Annotated in this window: 20 protein-coding genes and 1 tRNA gene; 9 read left to right on the forward strand and 12 right to left on the reverse strand. The window is 70.3% G+C overall.

Annotated features, from left to right (window positions below; genetic code table 11):
* Positions 1-151: 151 nt before the first annotated feature.
* On the reverse strand, positions 152-364 hold the full coding sequence (locus tag VIP82_RS20885; protein ID WP_331912200.1) for a hypothetical protein: 213 nt from the start codon (positions 362-364) through the stop codon (positions 152-154).
* Between the two features lie 26 nt (positions 365-390).
* Between VIP82_RS20885 and VIP82_RS20890 the strand changes: the two genes are divergently transcribed.
* From VIP82_RS20890 to VIP82_RS20900, 3 genes are all read left to right on the forward strand, one after another.
* The gene (locus VIP82_RS20890; protein ID WP_331912202.1) at positions 391-1,026 is read left to right on the forward strand and encodes a hypothetical protein; all 636 of its coding nucleotides are present in this window, start codon (positions 391-393) and stop codon (positions 1,024-1,026) included.
* A complete protein-coding gene (locus VIP82_RS20895; protein ID WP_331912204.1) occupies positions 1,026-1,205 on the forward strand; it encodes a hypothetical protein in 180 nt (59 codons plus the stop codon). The genes VIP82_RS20890 and VIP82_RS20895 overlap by 1 nt, the downstream gene beginning before the upstream one ends.
* Before the next feature lie 118 nt (positions 1,206-1,323).
* Entirely contained in the window at positions 1,324-1,572 is a 249-nt protein-coding gene (locus VIP82_RS20900; RefSeq protein WP_331912206.1) for a hypothetical protein, read from the forward strand.
* On the opposite strand, the gene VIP82_RS20905 is transcribed toward VIP82_RS20900, so the two are convergent.
* The 3 genes from VIP82_RS20905 to VIP82_RS20915 all read right to left on the reverse strand — a co-directional run bounded on the left by VIP82_RS20905 (position 1,569) and on the right by VIP82_RS20915 (position 3,323).
* Positions 1,569-2,081: a hypothetical protein gene (locus VIP82_RS20905; RefSeq protein WP_331912208.1), complete on the reverse strand. Its 513-nt coding sequence runs from the start codon at positions 2,079-2,081 to the stop codon at positions 1,569-1,571. The genes VIP82_RS20900 and VIP82_RS20905 overlap by 4 nt on opposite strands.
* 165 nt (positions 2,082-2,246) lie before the next feature.
* Positions 2,247-2,322 (reverse strand) — tRNA-Thr (locus VIP82_RS20910).
* Between the two features lie 38 nt (positions 2,323-2,360).
* Positions 2,361-3,323 carry a DsbA family protein gene (locus VIP82_RS20915; protein ID WP_331912210.1) on the reverse strand — a complete coding sequence of 321 codons (963 nt, stop codon included), beginning with the start codon at positions 3,321-3,323 and terminating at the stop codon, positions 2,361-2,363.
* Positions 3,324-3,545: 222 nt separating this feature from the next.
* Between VIP82_RS20915 and VIP82_RS20920 the strand changes: the two genes are divergently transcribed.
* Entirely contained in the window at positions 3,546-4,649 is a 1,104-nt protein-coding gene (locus tag VIP82_RS20920; RefSeq protein WP_308869902.1) for an ABC transporter ATP-binding protein, read from the forward strand.
* 72 nt (positions 4,650-4,721) lie between these two features.
* Positions 4,722-6,029, forward strand: coding sequence for a DUF4032 domain-containing protein (locus tag VIP82_RS20925; protein WP_331912212.1), 1,308 nt, complete (start codon positions 4,722-4,724; stop codon positions 6,027-6,029).
* Between the two features lie 69 nt (positions 6,030-6,098).
* Here the strand turns inward: VIP82_RS20925 and VIP82_RS20930 are convergent, their stop codons facing one another.
* The 3 genes from VIP82_RS20930 to cysS all read right to left on the reverse strand — a co-directional run bounded on the left by VIP82_RS20930 (position 6,099) and on the right by cysS (position 9,320).
* Complete coding sequence (locus tag VIP82_RS20930; protein ID WP_331912214.1) at positions 6,099-6,740, reverse strand: NAD(P)-dependent oxidoreductase; 642 nt, start codon at positions 6,738-6,740, stop codon at positions 6,099-6,101.
* A gap of 102 nt (positions 6,741-6,842) precedes the next feature.
* Positions 6,843-7,835, reverse strand: coding sequence for a 23S rRNA (guanosine(2251)-2'-O)-methyltransferase RlmB (gene rlmB, locus VIP82_RS20935; RefSeq protein WP_331912216.1), 993 nt, complete (start codon positions 7,833-7,835; stop codon positions 6,843-6,845).
* Between the two features lie 30 nt (positions 7,836-7,865).
* Entirely contained in the window at positions 7,866-9,320 is a 1,455-nt protein-coding gene (gene cysS / locus VIP82_RS20940) for a cysteine--tRNA ligase (RefSeq protein WP_331912218.1), read from the reverse strand.
* Positions 9,321-9,411: 91 nt separating this feature from the next.
* Here cysS and VIP82_RS20945 point away from each other — a divergent pair, with 91 nt between their 5' ends.
* The gene (locus VIP82_RS20945; RefSeq protein ID WP_331912220.1) at positions 9,412-10,362 is read left to right on the forward strand and encodes a DMT family transporter; all 951 of its coding nucleotides are present in this window, start codon (positions 9,412-9,414) and stop codon (positions 10,360-10,362) included.
* Positions 10,363-10,419: 57 nt separating this feature from the next.
* Complete coding sequence (locus tag VIP82_RS20950) at positions 10,420-10,887, forward strand: GNAT family N-acetyltransferase (protein WP_331912222.1); 468 nt, start codon at positions 10,420-10,422, stop codon at positions 10,885-10,887.
* 30 nt (positions 10,888-10,917) lie between these two features.
* Here VIP82_RS20950 and ispD read toward each other — a convergent pair whose 3' ends face one another.
* Positions 10,918-12,120: a 2-C-methyl-D-erythritol 4-phosphate cytidylyltransferase gene (gene ispD, locus VIP82_RS20955; protein ID WP_331912224.1), complete on the reverse strand. Its 1,203-nt coding sequence runs from the start codon at positions 12,118-12,120 to the stop codon at positions 10,918-10,920.
* 103 nt (positions 12,121-12,223) lie between these two features.
* Complete coding sequence (locus tag VIP82_RS20960; RefSeq protein ID WP_045298114.1) at positions 12,224-12,706, reverse strand: CarD family transcriptional regulator; 483 nt, start codon at positions 12,704-12,706, stop codon at positions 12,224-12,226.
* A 177-nt stretch (positions 12,707-12,883) separates the two neighbouring features.
* Between VIP82_RS20960 and VIP82_RS20965 the strand changes: the two genes are divergently transcribed.
* A complete protein-coding gene (locus VIP82_RS20965; protein ID WP_331912226.1) occupies positions 12,884-13,414 on the forward strand; it encodes a DNA modification methylase in 531 nt (176 codons plus the stop codon).
* 69 nt (positions 13,415-13,483) lie between these two features.
* On the opposite strand, the gene VIP82_RS20970 is transcribed toward VIP82_RS20965, so the two are convergent.
* Positions 13,484-14,167, reverse strand: coding sequence for a response regulator (locus VIP82_RS20970; RefSeq protein ID WP_308869912.1), 684 nt, complete (start codon positions 14,165-14,167; stop codon positions 13,484-13,486).
* On the reverse strand, positions 14,164-15,483 hold the full coding sequence (locus VIP82_RS20975) for a sensor histidine kinase (RefSeq protein WP_331912228.1): 1,320 nt from the start codon (positions 15,481-15,483) through the stop codon (positions 14,164-14,166). Before VIP82_RS20975 ends, VIP82_RS20970 begins: the two co-directional genes overlap by 4 nt.
* A 170-nt stretch (positions 15,484-15,653) precedes the next feature.
* On the opposite strand from VIP82_RS20975, the gene phoU reads away from it, so the two are divergent.
* On the forward strand, positions 15,654-16,331 hold the full coding sequence (phoU, locus tag VIP82_RS20980) for a phosphate signaling complex protein PhoU (RefSeq protein ID WP_308869915.1): 678 nt from the start codon (positions 15,654-15,656) through the stop codon (positions 16,329-16,331).
* 78 nt (positions 16,332-16,409) lie between these two features.
* Here phoU and VIP82_RS20985 read toward each other — a convergent pair whose 3' ends face one another.
* Positions 16,410-17,159, reverse strand: a complete 750-nt coding sequence (locus VIP82_RS20985; protein ID WP_331912230.1) for a phosphoglyceromutase — start codon at positions 17,157-17,159, stop codon at positions 16,410-16,412.
* Positions 17,160-17,232 lie beyond the last annotated feature (73 nt).

Below are 17,232 nucleotides of genomic sequence, written 5' to 3' on the forward strand. Positions count from 1 at the left end.
GCAAGCCGTTTCAGCCCTCGTTCGCGCCTGAGACGCGTCCTCGCGAGGCGCCGGTCACCCGCTGCAAGCGGTCATGCTGCTGGTCGCCGTACGGGCACATCCCCCGGCAGGGATGCACCTGCCACAACACGAACGGAGCACGGTGAGCTGGCTAGTCCTGCACGACCGTCGTACGCGTCGCCGTGTGAAGGCCGTTGAAGTCAATCTGCGTCGCCTCGCTGTCGCCAGGGAACGTGAACTCGAACGGACGCCCCGCCTGGGCCTTGGCCTGGAAGAGAACCGCGTCGTCACCCTCGAGCGAGTGGGTGCGGCCGTCGAAGGTGACCTCGAGCGTGGTGCGGTTGTTGCTGCCGAAGAAGTCCATGCCGGAACCCTATCGGTGGTGATCGCATGATCGCGGATCTCGCCGCCGTCGAGGCGATCGATCCGGAGGCCGCCTATCACCGCTGGGTGGAGCGGTTCCTGTGGCATGTCGACCAGTTGCCCAGCGTGGTTGAGACGACTGGGACCATCGCCGTGGCGGCGCGCGGCGTGCACGCAGCGCCGCTGAGGGAGCGCGTCTCCGGGGGCGGGTACATCGACAACATCCCGCTCGTCGACGGCCCCGAGGCGCGGAGCGGGCGCGCTGTGTGGTCGGCGTTGCGGGGCTACCTGGTGGTCGCATCATCCCGGCTCGGCGTCGAGGCGCCGCAGATCCCCGCTGGACTCCCGGACGACGTCGAGCTCGCCCGCCAGTGGGCGTACGCGGCCAACGAGTGGCTCGCGGCGGTCGTCCACGAGATCCGCGATTGGCCAGACCTCGCCGAGCTCGAAGAGGCGCTGTTCCGTCTCATCCGACGAGCCCGCGGCCGCGTCGACCCGCACACCGCACGGCGCGCACGCCCCGAGCTCTGCAGGACTTGCGGCGAGGCCGCGGTGCTCGTCGATTGGATCGACGGGCCCGACGGCGCGGCCGAGCTCGCGAAGGCATGCAAGGTCTGCGGCCAGACCTACACAGACACCGGCAACGAGAACAGGAGCGAGTGATGGGCTACAACATCGGAGCGAAGGGCGTCGCGATCGGGCTGCTCGCGTTGACGGGCGGCGACCGGCAAGAAGCCGACCGGGTCTGGAAGGAGATCCGCTACGGGGATCCGCGTGACGTCGCGGAGGCGCTCGACATGGTCGAGGCGGCGATCGCGGCCAAGTCGGAGGACACACCGTGACACCGCGTCATTGCGCCGGCTGCGGTCAGCCGATCGGCGAAGCGGATTTCGTAGAGACGGTCGACGGATTCGTGGTGCACGAGGGCTGCACGCCGGGAGCGCACGAGGCCGGGCACGCATGAGCGACCTTCTCACCTACCGGCAGGCTGCGGCCCTCGTGAAGCGGTCTCCGCGCACGATCCGCTACTGGCGGCAGCAGGGTATGCCGATGGGTTGGGAAGAGCGCGACGGACAGCTGGTTCGCGTCGTCGAGCAGGAAGTGCTGCAGGCGTGGTTCCGCGCGCGCCTCGTGGCCTGGCCGACGCATCGCTGGCGGATGCGGAAGAAGCTCAGCGAGTTGCATGCGAGCAGCGAGGACCAGCGTTAGGTCTCGCGCGGCGGGCCGGAATCGATGATCTCCGCCTCGACGGTGGGTCCGCTATCGGACACGATCCGCACGACGCCTGGGCGGACGCCCTCGAACTCGAGCGATGAAATCGGGTGCTCGCCGCGAAGCCAGCCGAACAGCTGACCGCTTCGACGGTCGATTACGCGCAGCTTGGCGTCGACGGGATTCGTCGCGCGTACCTCCTGCTGCACTTTGTCCAGGAACGTCTCGACCGGCCGCTCGCCGTGGCCGAGGACCGCAACGAGCTTCGCGCGGGCAGTGACCAGCTCGATGTCTGCGCCCCGGTAGTTGTGTGCCTTCTTGGCGAGCACGTCGAAGTATTCGAGCGCGCGCTCCGTTCGCTCTGTGTCGCGAGCCGCCTTGGCCACCCGTCGGCGCTCGCGATCAGCGCGCCACTCGGGGCCCCAGTACTGCGCAAGGACACCAGTCACCGCGATCACGACCGAACCGATCGCGCTAATCAACGCGATGGCGACGACATCCGACATGCGCGACAACCTACCGGGAACTGCTAGCCGCGGCGATCGTGGTGGGGGGGTCGATGTGTCCGCAGTTGCCCCGTAGGCACCGGCCGAAAACCCCGAGTAAACAGCGAAAAGCCCCGAGCCTCACTTGGAGGACCGGGGCATATTCTGCTGTTCACCCGGGGTTATTGGAGCCGACTACGGGACTTGAACCCGTAACCCCCGTATTACAAGTACGGTGCGCTACCAATTGCGCCAAGTCGGCAGAGCGCCCAGTCTAGCGGCGCCCGTGCGGGCACCCGATCAGGGAGCCGTCGTCGGCGTCGGCGTGGGGCTCGGCGTGGCCTTGTAGTACGCGTCGCTCGCGATGGTGAGCACGAACTGCGCGAACTCCTTGGGGTCGTCGAGCTTGCCGACGTACTGGGTGCCGTTGACGAGCACCATCGGCGTGCCGGTGAGGGCTGCGCCGTCGGTGTCGGGCAGCTCCTGCAGGGCACGGTCGGTGGCGGTCTTCGCCCACGAGGCGTACGACTGGTCCTCGATGCACGCACGCACGACCTTGGGGCCGTCCAGGCCGGTCGCGATGGCGAGGGCCGCGAGCTCACTGTCGCTGTAGCCGTCGGAGTCCACCTCGGGCTGCTGGCGCAGCAGCGCGTCGTTGAACGCGAAGAAGTAGTCGGGCGCGTGCTGCGCGACGCATGCCGCGGCGCCGGCGGCGCGCAGCGAGTACTTGGTGCCGTTCGACTTCGCCGTCAGCATCGCCACCGGGTAGTAGGTCAGGGTCGCGGCGCCGTCGCCTACCCACTCCGACAGCTGCTTGGTGTTGGCGAGCTGGAAGTCGCGCGAGCCGGTCGAGAGGTAGTCGACGTAGACACGGATTTCGACGGCCGGGGCCTCGGTGGGGCTGGCGGTCGGCGTCGGCTCGGGCTCGGGCTCGGCGGGCGGACTCGGCGTGGCCGCCTCGCCCTCGAGCGAGCCGTTGGAGTCGGGGTCCACGGAGTCGACGCCGCCGCCCCTGACGTCGGTCACCACGAAGCCGTCGTTCACGACGTTCGCGGGGCTCATCATCGGCTTGGACGCACTCGACGACACGGTCCACGTCACCACGACGGCGATGACGGCGACGAACGCGACCGCGACCACTGCGAGCGAGGTGCGACGGATCAGCCGCGCCCGCGACTGTCGCACCTTCACCTGCTGTGCCTTCTCACGCACGGCGTCGCGGCGCTCGCTGGACGCGGCGTTCTGTGACTCGTCGCTCGACATGGAACCTCTCGGGGCGGAAATCAGCCGGTATCCGGCGGGGCCGAACGGGAAAACGGCCGTCCACGATGCTAGTCAGCCACCCTGGGAAATGCCCAGACGCAACCTCCGTACGCGCCGTGTCATACTGTTCGTGCGCCCGATGAAGGGCGTGCGGGAAAGCCCCCGCTCATTCCATCACTACGGATCGTCCGGCACGTACCTGCCGGTGAAGGAGAAGAGAACATGGCGTCCGTCACGTTTGACAACGCAACTCGTCTGTACCCCGGGGGCACTCGCCCCGCTGTGGACAAGCTCAACCTCGAGGTCGCCGATGGTGAGTTCCTGGTTCTCGTCGGCCCCTCGGGCTGCGGCAAGTCCACGTCGCTGCGCATGCTGGCCGGCCTCGAAGAGGTCAACTCCGGCCGCATCCTGATCGGCGACCGTGACGTCACCGACGTCCCCCCGAAGGACCGCGACATCGCGATGGTCTTCCAGAACTACGCGCTGTACCCGCACATGACGGTCGCCGAGAACATGGGCTTCGCGCTCAAGATCGCCGGCGTCGGCAAGGAGGAGCGCGCCGCTCGCGTCCTCGAAGCCGCGAAGCTCCTCGACCTCGAGGAGTACCTGACCCGCAAGCCGAAGGCGCTCTCGGGTGGTCAGCGTCAGCGCGTCGCCATGGGCCGCGCGATCGTCCGCCAGCCGCAGGTGTTCCTCATGGACGAGCCGCTGTCGAACCTCGACGCCAAGCTCCGCGTCCAGACCCGTACGCAGATCGCGTCGCTGCAGCGCCGCCTCGGCGTCACCACCGTCTACGTGACGCACGACCAGACCGAGGCGCTCACCATGGGCGACCGCATCGCGGTCCTCAAGGACGGCCTCCTGCAGCAGGTCGGCACCCCGCGCGACCTGTACGAGAAGCCGAACAACGTGTTCGTCGCCGGCTTCATCGGCTCGCCCGCCATGAACCTGTTCCCGGCGCACCTCGCCGAGGGCGGCGTGCAGTTCGGCGACACGGTCGTGGGCATCGAAGCCGACACGCTCGGCAAGGCGCACGGCTCCGACGTCACGATCGGCGTTCGCCCGGAAGACATCCAGGTCGCCCCGGCGGACGGCAAGGGCCTCACGGTCACGGTCGACCTCGTCGAGGAGCTCGGCGCCGACGGCTACCTCTACGGACACGCCGACGTCAACGGCAAGCGCACCGACATCGTCGCGCGCGTCGACGGCCGCCGTCACCCGATCGCGGGCGACAAGGTGGCGCTGGCTCCGGTTCCCGGGCACGTCCACGTCTTCGACATCGAGTCGGGCGAGCGCCTCACGGACCGGGCGATCGCCGCGGCGTAACACCGTTTCGCATCGCGACGGCGCGGGTGGGAGCAATTCCCCCGCGCCGTCGCTGTCTTTTCAGGAGGCACCGTGCCCGACGCCCTGAGCATCACTGCGAGCAGCGTGGATCCCGGGCTGCTGACGCTGCCCTGGTCGACACCGCTCGGCGACTGGCCGTCGCAGCACATCGTGTTCCTCCCGAAGGGCATCTCCCGCCACCTGGTGCGCTTCGCCAACCTCTCGGGCCGCGTCGTCGCCATCAAGGAGACGACGCAGGCGATGGCGCAGCGCGAGTACGACATGCTCGGCAACCTCGCACGTCTGGACGTCCCCTGCGTCGAGCGGGTCGCGGTGATCGCCGGGCGCACGGATGCCGCGGGCGAGCCGCTCCCGGCCGCGCTGGTGACCGCGCACCTGAAGTTCTCGCTCCCCTACCGCGCCCTGTTCACCCAGGTGCTGCGGCCCGACACCGCCACGCGCCTCGTGGATGCGCTCGCCCTGCTGCTGGTCCGTCTGCACAACGTCGGATTCTTCTGGGGCGACGTCTCGCTGTCGAACACTCTCTTCCGCCGCGACGCGGGAGCCTTCGCCGCCTACCTCGTCGACGCCGAGACGGGCGAGCTGCACGAGAGCGGGCTGACGCCCGGTCAGCGCGCGCACGACCTCGACGTGGCCCGCACCAACATCGCGGGCGAGATCATGGATCTCGAGGCGGGCGGGCGCCTGGAGGGCGGCGTCGACGCCATCGCGGTGGCCGACGGCATCGTGTCGGCGTACCACGCGCTGTGGGCGGCGCTCACCGACGAGGAGAGCTTCCGCGCCGACGAGGCCTGGCGCCTGACGGAGCGCGTGCAGCGGCTCAACGACCTCGGGTTCGACATCGGCGAGATGTCGATCCAGGCCACGGCCGACGGCGCCCGGGTCTCGATCCAGCCGAAGGTCGTCGATGCGGGCCACCATCAGCGGCGGCTGCTGCGTCTGACCGGCCTCGACGTGGAGGAGAACCAGGCCCGGCGCCTGCTCAACGACCTCGACGAGTTCCGCGCCCGCATCTCGCGTCTGGGCGACGACGAGGAGATGGTCGCCCACGAGTGGCTCACGCGCGTATTCGAGCCGGTCGTCAAGGCGATCCCCTGGGACCTGCGGTCCAAGCTCGAGCCCGCCGAGGTGTTCCACCAGCTGCTCGAGCACCGCTGGTACCTGTCGCAGGCGAAGGGGAAGTCGGTGCCCCTCGCCGAGTCGCTCACGAGCTATATCGACAACGTGCTGCGTCACCGCCGCGACGAGGCGACGCTGATGGGCCCGCCGACAGAGACGGTGTCGCTGTCGATCATCACGTCGCCCACGCCGGTCGTCGACGACGAGGAGGTCGACATCGACTGGCGCGACCTGGTCTGACGCCCCACCTGGAACAGACACGAGAGGCAGGTCCCGCCCAGCGGTGACCTGCCTCTTCGCGATCCGGGCTCAGTAGCCGACGGTGAACCGCTTGCGGGGGTGCTGCGGGTTCTCGATCTCGTCGACGATGGCGACCGCGAGGTCCTCGCCCGAGATGTACGACTCTCCCTCGGCATCGGTCACGATGACGTCGCCGCCGGTGCGGTACGAGCCGGTGCGCTCGCCCGGCTTGAAGGCGCCGAACCCGCCGGCGGGGTGGATGTAGAACCAGTCGAGCGACTCCGGCCCGGCCTGCAGGTCTTCGAGGATGCCGATCGCCTCGAGGGCCTCGGGCTTGTAGTCCTCGCTGAACGACGGCAGGTCCACGACCCGCTGCCCGTCCTCGGTGACGAGGCTGCCACCGGCACCGCCGATGACACCCAGCCGGACACCCTCGGGCAGGAGCGAGGCGAGCGCGGCGATGTTCGGGCGCACCAGGCCCTGCATGTCGCCGCGCGGCGCCACGGCCGACACCACCACGTCGACGCCCTCGAGCTGGGCGAGCAGGTCGGGCACGTCCGTGAGCGAGCCCTCGATGTACACCGCGCCCGGCTGGCGCTCGCTCGGGACGCGGCGCGCGATCGCGAGGACGCTGTGGCCGCGATTCACCGCCTCGGCGACGATGTGACGTCCGGCGTAGCCGGAGCCTCCGATGACGGCGATGCGTGCCATTTTCTGCCTTTCGATCTGTCGTACCGCCGAACGCTCGCCGGCTCTGGGTGGGAGAAGCGCGTCACAGGGCTGTTCATTCCCGTGAATGCGTCATACGGCGTCTCAGGCGGGCGGCGCGGTCCGAAGGGTCGCGACCTGATAGAGGGCGACGGATGCCGCGATGCCCGCGTTGAGCGACTCGGTGCTCGACGAGATCGGGATCGAGACGATCTGGTCGCAGGTCTCGGTGACCAGCCGCGAGAGGCCCTTGCCCTCGGAGCCGACGACGATCACGACGGGGCGATCGGCGAGCTGGAGCTCGGGGAGGGAGACCTCTCCCCCGCCGTCGAGCCCGAGCACGAACACGCCCTGCTTCTTGAAGTCCTTGAGCATCGCGGTCAGGTTGGCGGCGATCGCGACGGGGATGCGGGCGGCTGCTCCGGCGCTAGTCTTCCATGCGGCCGAGTTGACGCTCGCCGAGCGTCGCTGCGGCACGATGACGGCGTGGCCGCCGAACGCCGCTGTCGAACGCAGGATGGCACCGAGGTTGCGGGGGTCGGTGATGCCGTCGAGCGCGACGAACAGGGGCGTCTGGCCCTTCTCGATCACCTGCTCCAGCAGATCCTGCGGGTGGGAGTACTCGTACGGCGGCACCTTGAGGGCGACGCCCTGGTGCACCCCGTCGAAGCCGGCCATGCGATCCAGCTCGGGCCTCGTGACCTCGAGCACCGGGATCTCGCGGTGAGTGGCGATCGCCAGCATCTCCTTGACGCGGTCGTCCATCTCGACGCGCTGCGCGATGTAGAACGCGGTCGCCGGGATCTTCGCGCGGAGCGCCTCGAGCACCGAGTTGCGACCGGTGACGGTCTCGGTGTCATCGTCCTTCTTGCCGGGGCGCGACGAACGGGGAGCCGGCTGCCCGGGCTTGCCGGTGCCGCCCGCGGCGGTGTACCGCTCGGCGGCCGCCTTGCGCTTGCCGGCGGGGTGCCACGCGCGGTCCTCGGCCTTGGGCGTCGGCCCGCGACCGGCGAGCGACCGCTTGTTCTTGCCGCCTGTGCCCTTCGTGGGGCCCTTCTTGTTGCCCTTGCTCGCGCCGGGGCGTCCTGGCTTGGCCATCAGTTCTCCTTCATGCGGGGCGCCGCCCCGTCAGTTGCTCTCCGCGGAGCGAGGCGTGTCGGCGACACTCCAATGCGTTCCGTCGGGTCCGTCTTCGAGGGCGATGCCGGCCGCCGCGATCGCATCGCGGATGCGGTCGGCCGCCGCCCAGTCCTTCGCCGCGCGCGCGTCGGCGCGCTGCGCGATCATCGTCTGCACCAGGGCGTCGAGCGCGGCTGCCTCGGCCGAGACGTCCGTCGAGCGCCAGTGCGGGTCGAGGGGGTCGATGCCGAGCACCCCGGTCATCACCGCGACGTCGGCGAACGCGCGCAGCGCGCCGTCGCGGTCGCCGGCGTCGAGCGCCGAGTTGCCGTCGCGCACGGCCTCGTGCAGCACGGCGAGCGCCTGGGGCACGCCGAGGTCGTCGTCGAGGGCTGCCGCGAACGCGGCCGGGACCGCGGCATCCACGCGCACGTCCTCAGCGCCGCGGAGCGTCCGGATCGCGCGCTCGAGGAACGTGCGGATGCGGTCGAGCGCCGCCTCCGCCTCGTCGAACGTCGAGCCGGTGATGTCGAGACTCGAGCGGTAGTGCGCCGCGGCGAGGGCGTAGCGCACGACGAGCGGGTCGCGTTCGCGCAGCACGTCCTCGGCGAGGACGAAGTTGAACAGCGACTTCGACATCTTCTGCGCGCCCACGGTCACGAGACCGTTGTGCACCCAGTAGCGCGCGAATCCGTCGCCGGCGGCCGTCGACTGCGCCAGCTCGTTCTCGTGGTGCGGGAAGCGCAGGTCCAGACCACCGCCGTGGATGTCGAACTCGCTGCCGAGATAGCGCCGCGCCATCGCGGAGCACTCGATGTGCCAGCCGGGGCGTCCGGCACCCCAGGGCGAGTCCCACCTCGCCGTTGCGGGCTCATCGGCCTTGGCGCCCTTCCACAGCGCGAAGTCCCGGGGGTCGCGCTTGCCGCGCGGGTCGGCGTCCGAGGCGGGCTCCATCGCGTCGAGGCTCTGTCGTGTGAGCGACCCGTACGACGCCCACGACCGGACGTCGAAGTAGACGTCGCCGGCGGCATCCGCGCCGGCGCCTGCCGACGGGGCGGCGTACGCGTGCCCCGCGTCGATCAGCCGCGCGATCAGCTCCTGCATCTGCGGGATCGAGGCGGTCGCGCGCGGCTCGTAGGTGGGAGGAAGGATGCCGATGGCCGTGTACGCGTGCGTGAACTCGAGCTCCATGCGGTAGGCGAGCGCCCACCAGGGCTCGCCGTCGCTCGCGTTCGCGAGCACCTTGTCGTCGATGTCGGTGACGTTGCGGACGAACGTGACGCGGCCGTAGCGGTGGGCGAGCCAGCGCCGCAGGATGTCGAAGCTCAGCGCGCCGCGGAGGTGCCCGATGTGGGGGCCCGACTGCACGGTCGGGCCGCAGACGTAGATCGTGACGTTTCCGGGGTCGAGGGGCACGAAGTCGCGCAGGGCCTGCGCCTTGGTGTCATACAACTGAACCGTCACCGCACCAGCCTACCGGCGGGTGCCACGGCGACCCCTGGGAGCCGGGTGGCGCATGTCGGTCGAAGGGCGACGATGCGGATATAAACGGAGGGTGCATGTCCTCGCCGTCCTCGCCGCCGCCGTGCTGTTCGGCACGACCGGGACGTCGCAGGCTCTCGGCCCCGACGGGACGACCCCGCTGTCGATCGGCGTCATGCGCATGGTCATCGGCGGCGCCGGTCTGGCCGTCATCGCGTTCACCCTCGCTGCGCGCCACGCCCGCCGGCGCCCGGACGCCACGGCGAAGAGCCTCCAGTCGCTGAGACCGTCGAAGGGCGGCATCCGCCCTCTCGCCCTCATGGTGCTCACCGGCGTCTGCATCTCGGTGTACCAGCCGCTCTTCTTCCTCGGCACCGGCCGCAACGGCGTGGCGGTCGGCACCGTCGTCGCGCTCGGCTCCGCCCCGATCCTCGCTGGCCTCCTGGAATGGGCGCTCACACGACGGATGCCGAGCTCGACGTGGATGGTGGCGACCGCCCTCGCGACGATCGGCGTCGTGCTGCTGGGCTTCGGCGGCGAAGCGGGCTCCGCCGGCGGGACCGATCCACTCGGGCTCCTCGGCTCCGTGGGCGCCGGCGCCTCCTTCGCGGTGATCGCCAACGCGCAGCGGCGACTGCTCGACGACGGGTGGGATCCGTTCACGGTCGTGGGCGCCATGGGGGCGAGCTCGGCGCTCATCTGCGCCTGCGCGCTGCCCTTCGTCGACCTGGCGTGGCTGGGCACGCCGACGGGCTTGGCGATGGCGCTGTGGCTGGGGCTCGCGACGATCTCGATCGCCTACGTCCTGTTCACCTGGGGCCTGAGCGGGCTGACCGCCGCCACCGCGGCGACACTCACGCTGGGCGAACCGCTCACGGCGAGCGTGCTCGGGATCGTCGTGCTCGGCGAGCGGCTCTCGGCGCTCGCGATCATCGGCCTGATCGTGCTCGCAGCGGGCCTGGCGCTGCTCGCCTGGGGCTCGCGCGCGCCGCGCGACCCCGCGCCGTTCGCGGTCGAGGCCTGACCCCCCCACGACGCTCGAAACACGCCTGCAACAGCGGCGTGGCACACTGGCCGCGACATGCAGCGCACCATCGAGATCCGCACCGACGACCTGAGCGGCGAGGCCACACGGCGCCTCATCGCGTTCCATCTGGCGGGCATGCACGACACCTCTCCGGCGGAGAGCGTGCACGCGCTCGACATCGACGCGCTGCGGCATCCGTCGCTCTCCGTGTGGTCGGCGTGGATCGACGGCGAGCTCGCAGGTGTCGGTGCGCTCAAGGCGATGGATGCCGACCGCGGTGAGATCAAGTCGATGCGGGTCGACGACCGGTTCCGCGGCAGCGGGGTCGGGCGCGCGGTGCTCCGCCACATCGTCGATGAGGCACGACGGCGGGGCATGTCGAGCCTGTGGCTCGAGACCGGCACGACCGCCGACTTCGCACCGGCGCAGCGGCTGTACGAGAGCGAGGGCTTCGTGCTGTGCGGGCCGTTCGAGGGCTACGCGGTCGATCCGTTCTCGATCTTCATGACGCGCTCGCTCTGACGGCCCGGTCGCGCTGGCCGCCAGGTCGCGTCAGGCGGGGACCACGACGGCGACGGCGAAGACCGAAACCCCTTCGGTGCGCCCCGTGAACCCGAGCCCATCAGTGGTCGTCGCCGACACCGCCACGGGTGCTCCCCCGAGCGCGGCCGACAGCGCCCGCTCGGCCTCGGCACGGCGGCTCGAGAACCGGGGGCGGTTCGCCTGCACCTGCACCGAAACGTTCCCCACACGCCACCCCGCCTCGCCCAGGAGGGCGACCGTGCGGCTGAGGAACACGTCCGCGTGCGCGCCTGCGTACTCCGGGTGATCGGTGCCGAAGTGCGTGCCGATGTCGCCCAGGCCCGCGGCGGAGAGCAGCGCGTCGACGATGGCGTGGGCCACGGCATCGCCATCGGAGTGTCCCGAGAGCGGTGCCTCGCCGGGCCATTCGAGGCCGGCGAGCCACAGCGTGCCGTCGCCGCCGAAGGCGTGCACGTCCGTGCCGACGCCGACGCGAGGGATCGGGTGCGGGTTCTCCAGGTGCGCGGCAGCGTGCGGGGCGGGCGCGGTGAGCAGATGGCGGGCACGGTCGAGGTCGGCGGCGGTCGTGATCTTGAAGGCGAGCGGATGCCCCGGCACGGCCGCGACGGCATGACCGGCCTCGGCGACGAGAGCGGCGTCGTCCGTGAATTCGGCACGAGCCGCGGCATATGCCGCGTCGAGCACGTCACGACGGAATCCCTGCGGGGTCTGCGCGGCGGCGAGCTCGGCACGGTCGACGACGGCGACGATCTCGTCCGCCACGACCCGCTTGATGGTGTCGATCACCGGGAGCACCGGGATCGCGCCGGCCGCCCCGGCATCGATGGCGGCGACGACGCGTTCGAACACCTCGGACGGGGTCAGGGCACGGGCCGCGTCGTGCACGAGGACGATCTCGACGTCCGCCCAGAGGGCGTCGAGCCCGGCTGACACGGAGGCCTGGCGGGTCTCGCCGCCGGGGACCACCGAGACGAGATCACGGCGTTCGCCTGCCGTCGCCAGCGCCTCGCTCCACGCATCGCCCTCGCGCCCGACGGGTGCGACGATGACGACCTGCGCGACCGGTGCGGCGAACACGCCCGCGAGCGCGTGGCGCAGGATGCTGCCGCCGTCGATGCCGACGAACGCCTTCGGCGCGCCCGCTCCGAGGCGGGTGCCGGAACCTGCGGCCACGACGACGATGCCGATGCGCGGCACGGGGGTGATGCTCACCCGATCACGCTATCGCGATCGACCTCGGGCGCCGCGCAGGGCGTCCGCCACGAGACGGCGCACACAGCAGAACGGCGCCCCGTGGGGCGCCGTTCTGGGAGTCTCAGCTTGCGAGGACCTCGTCGAGGAGGACGCTCGCCTTCTCCTCGTCCGTCTTCTCAGCGAGCGCCAGCTCGGAGATCAGGATCTGCTTCGCCTTGGCGAGCATCCGCTTCTCTCCGGCCGACAGGCCGCGGTCCTGATCGCGGCGCCAGAGGTCGCGCACGACCTCACTGACCTTGATGACGTCACCGGAGGCGAGCTTCTCGAGGTTGGCCTTGTAGCGGCGCGACCAGTTGGTCGGCTCCTCTGTGAAGGGAGCGCGCAGCACCTCGAAGACCTTGTCGAGACCCTCCTTGCCGATGACATCTCGGACGCCGACCAAGTCGACGTTCTCTGCGGGGACTTCGATGATGAGATCACCCTGCGTGACGTTGAGCTTCAGGTACTTCTTCGTCTCGCCCTTGATGATCCGGTCTTTGACCTCGATGATCGTTGCCGCCCCGTGGTGGGGGTAGACGACCGTCTCGCCAACCTCAAAAAGCATGGAGTTATGTCCTTTCGGCAACCTCCAGGATACCACAGGAGAAATACGCTAAGGTTCTCCGCCCCACCGGCCGGGCGGTGACACATCCCCCACCGGGCATCGGCCGCCGCGGCGCTCCGCGCGGTCGGCGGCGAGCCCCTAGAATGCTGGAGAACCGTCATCCGTCTAGGAGGATCCGTGATCTCGATACACCGCCGCAGCGGTTCTACGCGCGGACGATCCGCGGCGGCACTCGGCACCCGCAACCGCCGGCTGATCGCCTCGCTGGCCGTCGGCGGTGCTCTGGTCCTCACCGCCACCGGGTGCAGCATGATCTCGCCCCAGGCGACCACGATCGGCTACTCGGCCGCCGAGGGCACGAATGTCCACGGCTCCGGCCCCCTCGAGGTGCGCAACGCCCTCATCGTGGCGAACGAGGACGGCTCCGAGGGCAACTTCGTCGCCGCGATCATCAACCGCACCGACGACTCGCACACCCTCAACGTCGAGATCGGCGAGGACGGCGTCGCACTGACGGTGCGTGTGCCCGCCAACACGACGGTGAGCCTCGGCTCCGAAGAGGACGAGCCGCTGCTGATCGAAGAGCTCGACGCGCTGCCCGGCACCGACGTCACCACCTTCTTCCAGTCGGGCGACGCCGAGGGCACGCTGGTCTCCGTGCCGGTCCTCGACGGCTCGCTCGACTACCTCTCCGCGCTCGCTCCCTGAGCGGACGCGTCGCACGAACGACGAAGAGGGCGCCCCGGTCGGGGCGCCCTCTTCGTGCGTCGGCCCCGCTCAGCCCTCGAAGCGGTAGCCGAGGCCACGGACGGTGACCAGCATCTCGGGGGATCCCGGGTTCCGCTCGATGCGCGAACGGATCCGCTTGATGTGCACGTCGAGCGTCTTCGTGTCGCCGAAGTAGTCGCTCCCCCACACGCGGTCGATGAGCTGCCCGCGCGTGAGCACCCGGCCGGCGTTGCGCATCAGCACCTCGAGCAGCTCGAATTCCTTGAGCGGCATGTTGATCTCGCCGCCCTCGACCGCCACGGTGTGCCGGTCGATGTCGAGCACCACGCGGCCGCCCTCGAGCACGCGATCCTCGAGGTCGGCGTCGATCTGCGAGAAGCGCCGCAGCACGGCACGCATGCGCGCCAGCAGCTCACGGGCCGAGTACGGCTTGGTGACGTAGTCGTCCGCGCCGAGCTCGAGCCCCACGACGATGTCGACCTCGGAGTCCTTGGCCGTCAGCATGATGATCGGCACCGCCGAGGTGGTCCGGATCTGCCGGCACACCTCGGTCCCCGGCATCCCGGGCAGCATGAGGTCGAGCAGGACGATGTCGGCACCGCGCTCCCGGAACGAGGCGAGGGCCGCCGGGCCGTCCTCGGCGATCTCGACGTCGTACCCCTCGCGACGCAGGAGGTAGGCGAGCGGGTCGGCGAGATCGGGCTCGTCCTCGACGATCAAGACGCGGGTCATGCGGGGTCTCCATTCCTGCCGGAGGCGAGGTTCTTGCCGGCAGCAGGGCCGACGGTGGTTCGGGGGGCGGTCGCGCCGGCGCCGGTGGAGGCCGCTCCGACGCCGGCGCCGGCGGCCCCGGCGGAGGCAGCGGTCGGCCGCTTCTTCTTGCGTCCGCGCTTGAGTGCGGGCTCGATGTCGGGGGCGTCGATCTGCGGCAGCCGGATGGTGAACGTCGACCCGCGGCCGGGGCGCGACCACAGCCGCACCTCGCCGCCGTGCCGCTGCACCGCATGCTTGACGATGGAGAGCCCGAGGCCGCTGCCGCCGGTGCGGCGCGCTCGTGCCGGATCAGCGCGGTAGAAGCGCTCGAACACGCGGTCCTGCTCGCCCTCGGCGATCCCGATGCCGCGGTCGGTCACGGCGATCTCGACGACGCGGTCCACGGCCTTGATCCCGACCCCCACGCTCGAGCCGCGGGGCGAATAGGCGATGGCGTTCGCGATGAGATTGCCGACGGCCTCGCTCAGGATCTGCGCGTCGCCGTGGACGTAGAGGCCGCGGGCGCCGCCTCGCACCACCTCGACGCCGGCCGAATCGGCCTGTATGGCATGCGCGTCGAGCGCGGAGGCGATGACCTCGTCGATCGAGACGTCCCGCTGCGGCAGCTCGTTCGAGGCCTGCAGGCGCGAGAGGTTCATGATGCGCGAGGTCAGCAGTGCGAGCCGGTTCGCCTCTGCCTGCAGACGCGTCGCGAAGATCCGCACCTGCGGCGGGTCGTCGGATGCCGACTCGATGGCTTCGGCGAGCAGGCTCACTGCACCCACCGGCGTCTTGAGCTCGTGACTCGTGTTGGCGACGAAGTCACGGCGCATCTCTTCGACGCGCTCGCGCTCGGTGATGTCGCGGAGCACGAACAGGGTCAGGCGCGGCGAGATCCGCGAGGCCCGGACGACCACCAGGCGGGGTTCGGCCGGCGGGGCGCCGCGACGCATGCGCATGGTCTCGGTGGCACTGGTCTCGGTCGCGACCGCGTCGCTCGTGCGCACGCGGCGCACCAAGGCGCGCAGCTCGTCATTCGGGAGCGTGCCGCCCTCCACGAGGTCGAAGGCGGCGGCTGCCGCGGAGGCGGCCAGGACCGTGAACGACGCGTCGACGACGAGCGCGGCGTCATCCATGCCGTGGAGTACGCCGCGGACGCCATCGGGGATCTCGACCGACATCTCCGCGTGCGCACGATCGCGCGCCCGCATCGCCGCGACGACGACGGCGGAGATCGAACCGCCGATGATGATCCCCGCGAGGAGGGCGAGCAGCGCGAGCTGCGTCGTGTCCATGCGACCAGCGTAGAGCCACGCTCATGGTGGGATCCGACGGGAACGGGAGGGACGCGGCATCGGCCGGGTACTGTTCACCGCGGAGGCACCATCCGTTAACCTTCCCTGGCGACAATCGGCGGGGCGCGGGGCCGAGCCTCTCCCCAGAAACCCATGAAAGGTGCGTCGGAATGCGCGAAGTCTTCCACCAGTCCCTCGAGGACGTGCAGGGGCGTCTCGTCGAGATCGCCGAACTCGTCACGGTCGCCATCGACAAGGCGACGCGCGCGTTCGGCACGAGCGACGTCGCCCTGGCGGAGGAGGTCATCGAAGCCGACGCGGTCATCGACGAGAAGGCCGTCGAGCTCGACGAGCTGGCCATCGAGATCCTCGCGCGTCAGCAGCCGGTGGCGCGCGACCTGCGCATCGTCGTCAGCGCGCTGCGCATGAGCGCATCGCTCGAGCGGATGGGCGACATCGCCGAGCACATCGCCCAGCTCACCCGCATGCGCTTCCCCGAGCGAGCCATCCCCAAGGGGCTGAAGTCGACCTTCCTGAAGATGGGCGAGCTCGACGTCGAGGCGGCGCGGCAGCTGACCGAGCTGCTGCGCACCCAGGACGGCGACCTCATCGACGAGATCCGCAACGCCGACGACAAGCTCGACGAGCTGCACGTCTCGGTGTTCGAGAAGGTGCTGAGCGACAGCTGGCAGGGCGACCCGTCGGCCACTGTCGACGCGACGCTCGCCAGCCGCTACCACGAGCGCTTCGGCGACCACGCCGTCTCGGTGGCGAAGAAGGTCGCCTACCTGTCGACGGGCGACTGGACGACGAGCACCGACACCATCGACGTGGTGACCCCGCAGTAGCCAGGCGCCACCGCGCCGCAGAAACACGAAGAGCGGATGTCTCCCGGGGGAGGCATCCGCTCTTCTGCGCGTCTGGGCTCAGGCCTTGCCCTGGTTGGCGACCGCAGCGGCCCCGGCAGCGGCGGCCTCGGGGTCGAGGTACTCCCCCGGGCTGAGCGGCTCGAGGTTCTCGTCGAGGCGGTACACCAGCGGGATGCCGGTGGGGATGTTGAGCTCTGAGATGTCGGCGTCGCTGATGCCGTCGAGGTGCTTGACCAGGCCGCGCAGCGAGTTGCCGTGCGCCGTCACGAGCACGGTCTTGCCGGCCCTCAGGTCGGGGACGATGTCGCTGTGCCAGTACGGCAGCATGCGGTCGATCACGATCTTGAGCGACTCGGTGTCGGGCACCTCGCCGTCGATGCCCACGTAGCGCGGGTCGCCGACCTGGCTGTACTGGTCGTCGGCGGGAAGCGGCGGCGGCGGCACGTCGAACGAACGGCGCCACAGCATGAACTGCTCGTTGCCGAACTCCTCGAGGGTCTGCGCCTTGTCCTTGCCCTGCAGGGCGCCGTAGTGCCGCTCGTTCAGGCGCCACGAGCGCTTCACCGGGATCCAGAGGCGGTCGGCCGCGTCGAGGGCGATGTCGGCGGTCTGGATGGCGCGGCTCAGCACCGAGGTGTGGAGGACATCGGGCAGGACGCCGGACTCGGCGAGCAGCTCGCCGCCGCGCGCGGCCTCGGCCTTGCCCTGGTCGGTGAGGCGGACGTCGACCCAGCCCGTGAACTGGTTGGTCTTGTTCCACTCGCTCTGGCCGTGACGGAGGAGGATCAGCGTATAGGGCGCGGTCATGCGCCCCATGATATCCGGGCGATGACGCCCGCCCCGGCGCTGTGTCGGCGGGCGAGACCGTCAGCTGCCCATC

This window comes from Microbacterium sp. (assembly GCF_036566905.1).
Taxonomy (GTDB): Bacteria; Actinomycetota; Actinomycetes; order Actinomycetales; family Microbacteriaceae; genus Microbacterium.

Coding starts and splice junctions, on each gene's coding strand:
- VIP82_RS20985 (WP_331912230.1), bottom strand. CDS start 17,159: ATGACCGCGCCCTATACGCTGATCCTCCTCCGTCACGGCCAGAGCGAG.
- VIP82_RS20970 (WP_308869912.1), bottom strand. CDS start 14,167: ATGACCCGCGTCTTGATCGTCGAGGACGAGCCCGATCTCGCCGACCCG.
- VIP82_RS20930 (WP_331912214.1), bottom strand. CDS start 6,740: ATGGCACGCATCGCCGTCATCGGAGGCTCCGGCTACGCCGGACGTCAC.
- VIP82_RS20905 (WP_331912208.1), bottom strand. CDS start 2,081: ATGTCGGATGTCGTCGCCATCGCGTTGATTAGCGCGATCGGTTCGGTC.
- phoU (WP_308869915.1), top strand. CDS start 15,654: ATGCGCGAAGTCTTCCACCAGTCCCTCGAGGACGTGCAGGGGCGTCTC.
- VIP82_RS20890 (WP_331912202.1), top strand. CDS start 391: ATGATCGCGGATCTCGCCGCCGTCGAGGCGATCGATCCGGAGGCCGCC.
- VIP82_RS20920 (WP_308869902.1), top strand. CDS start 3,546: ATGGCGTCCGTCACGTTTGACAACGCAACTCGTCTGTACCCCGGGGGC.
- VIP82_RS20885 (WP_331912200.1), bottom strand. CDS start 364: ATGGACTTCTTCGGCAGCAACAACCGCACCACGCTCGAGGTCACCTTC.
- VIP82_RS20895 (WP_331912204.1), top strand. CDS start 1,026: ATGGGCTACAACATCGGAGCGAAGGGCGTCGCGATCGGGCTGCTCGCG.
- rlmB (WP_331912216.1), bottom strand. CDS start 7,835: ATGGCCAAGCCAGGACGCCCCGGCGCGAGCAAGGGCAACAAGAAGGGC.
- VIP82_RS20950 (WP_331912222.1), top strand. CDS start 10,420: ATGCAGCGCACCATCGAGATCCGCACCGACGACCTGAGCGGCGAGGCC.
- VIP82_RS20900 (WP_331912206.1), top strand. CDS start 1,324: ATGAGCGACCTTCTCACCTACCGGCAGGCTGCGGCCCTCGTGAAGCGG.
- VIP82_RS20960 (WP_045298114.1), bottom strand. CDS start 12,706: ATGCTTTTTGAGGTTGGCGAGACGGTCGTCTACCCCCACCACGGGGCG.
- VIP82_RS20975 (WP_331912228.1), bottom strand. CDS start 15,483: ATGGACACGACGCAGCTCGCGCTGCTCGCCCTCCTCGCGGGGATCATC.
- VIP82_RS20915 (WP_331912210.1), bottom strand. CDS start 3,323: ATGTCGAGCGACGAGTCACAGAACGCCGCGTCCAGCGAGCGCCGCGAC.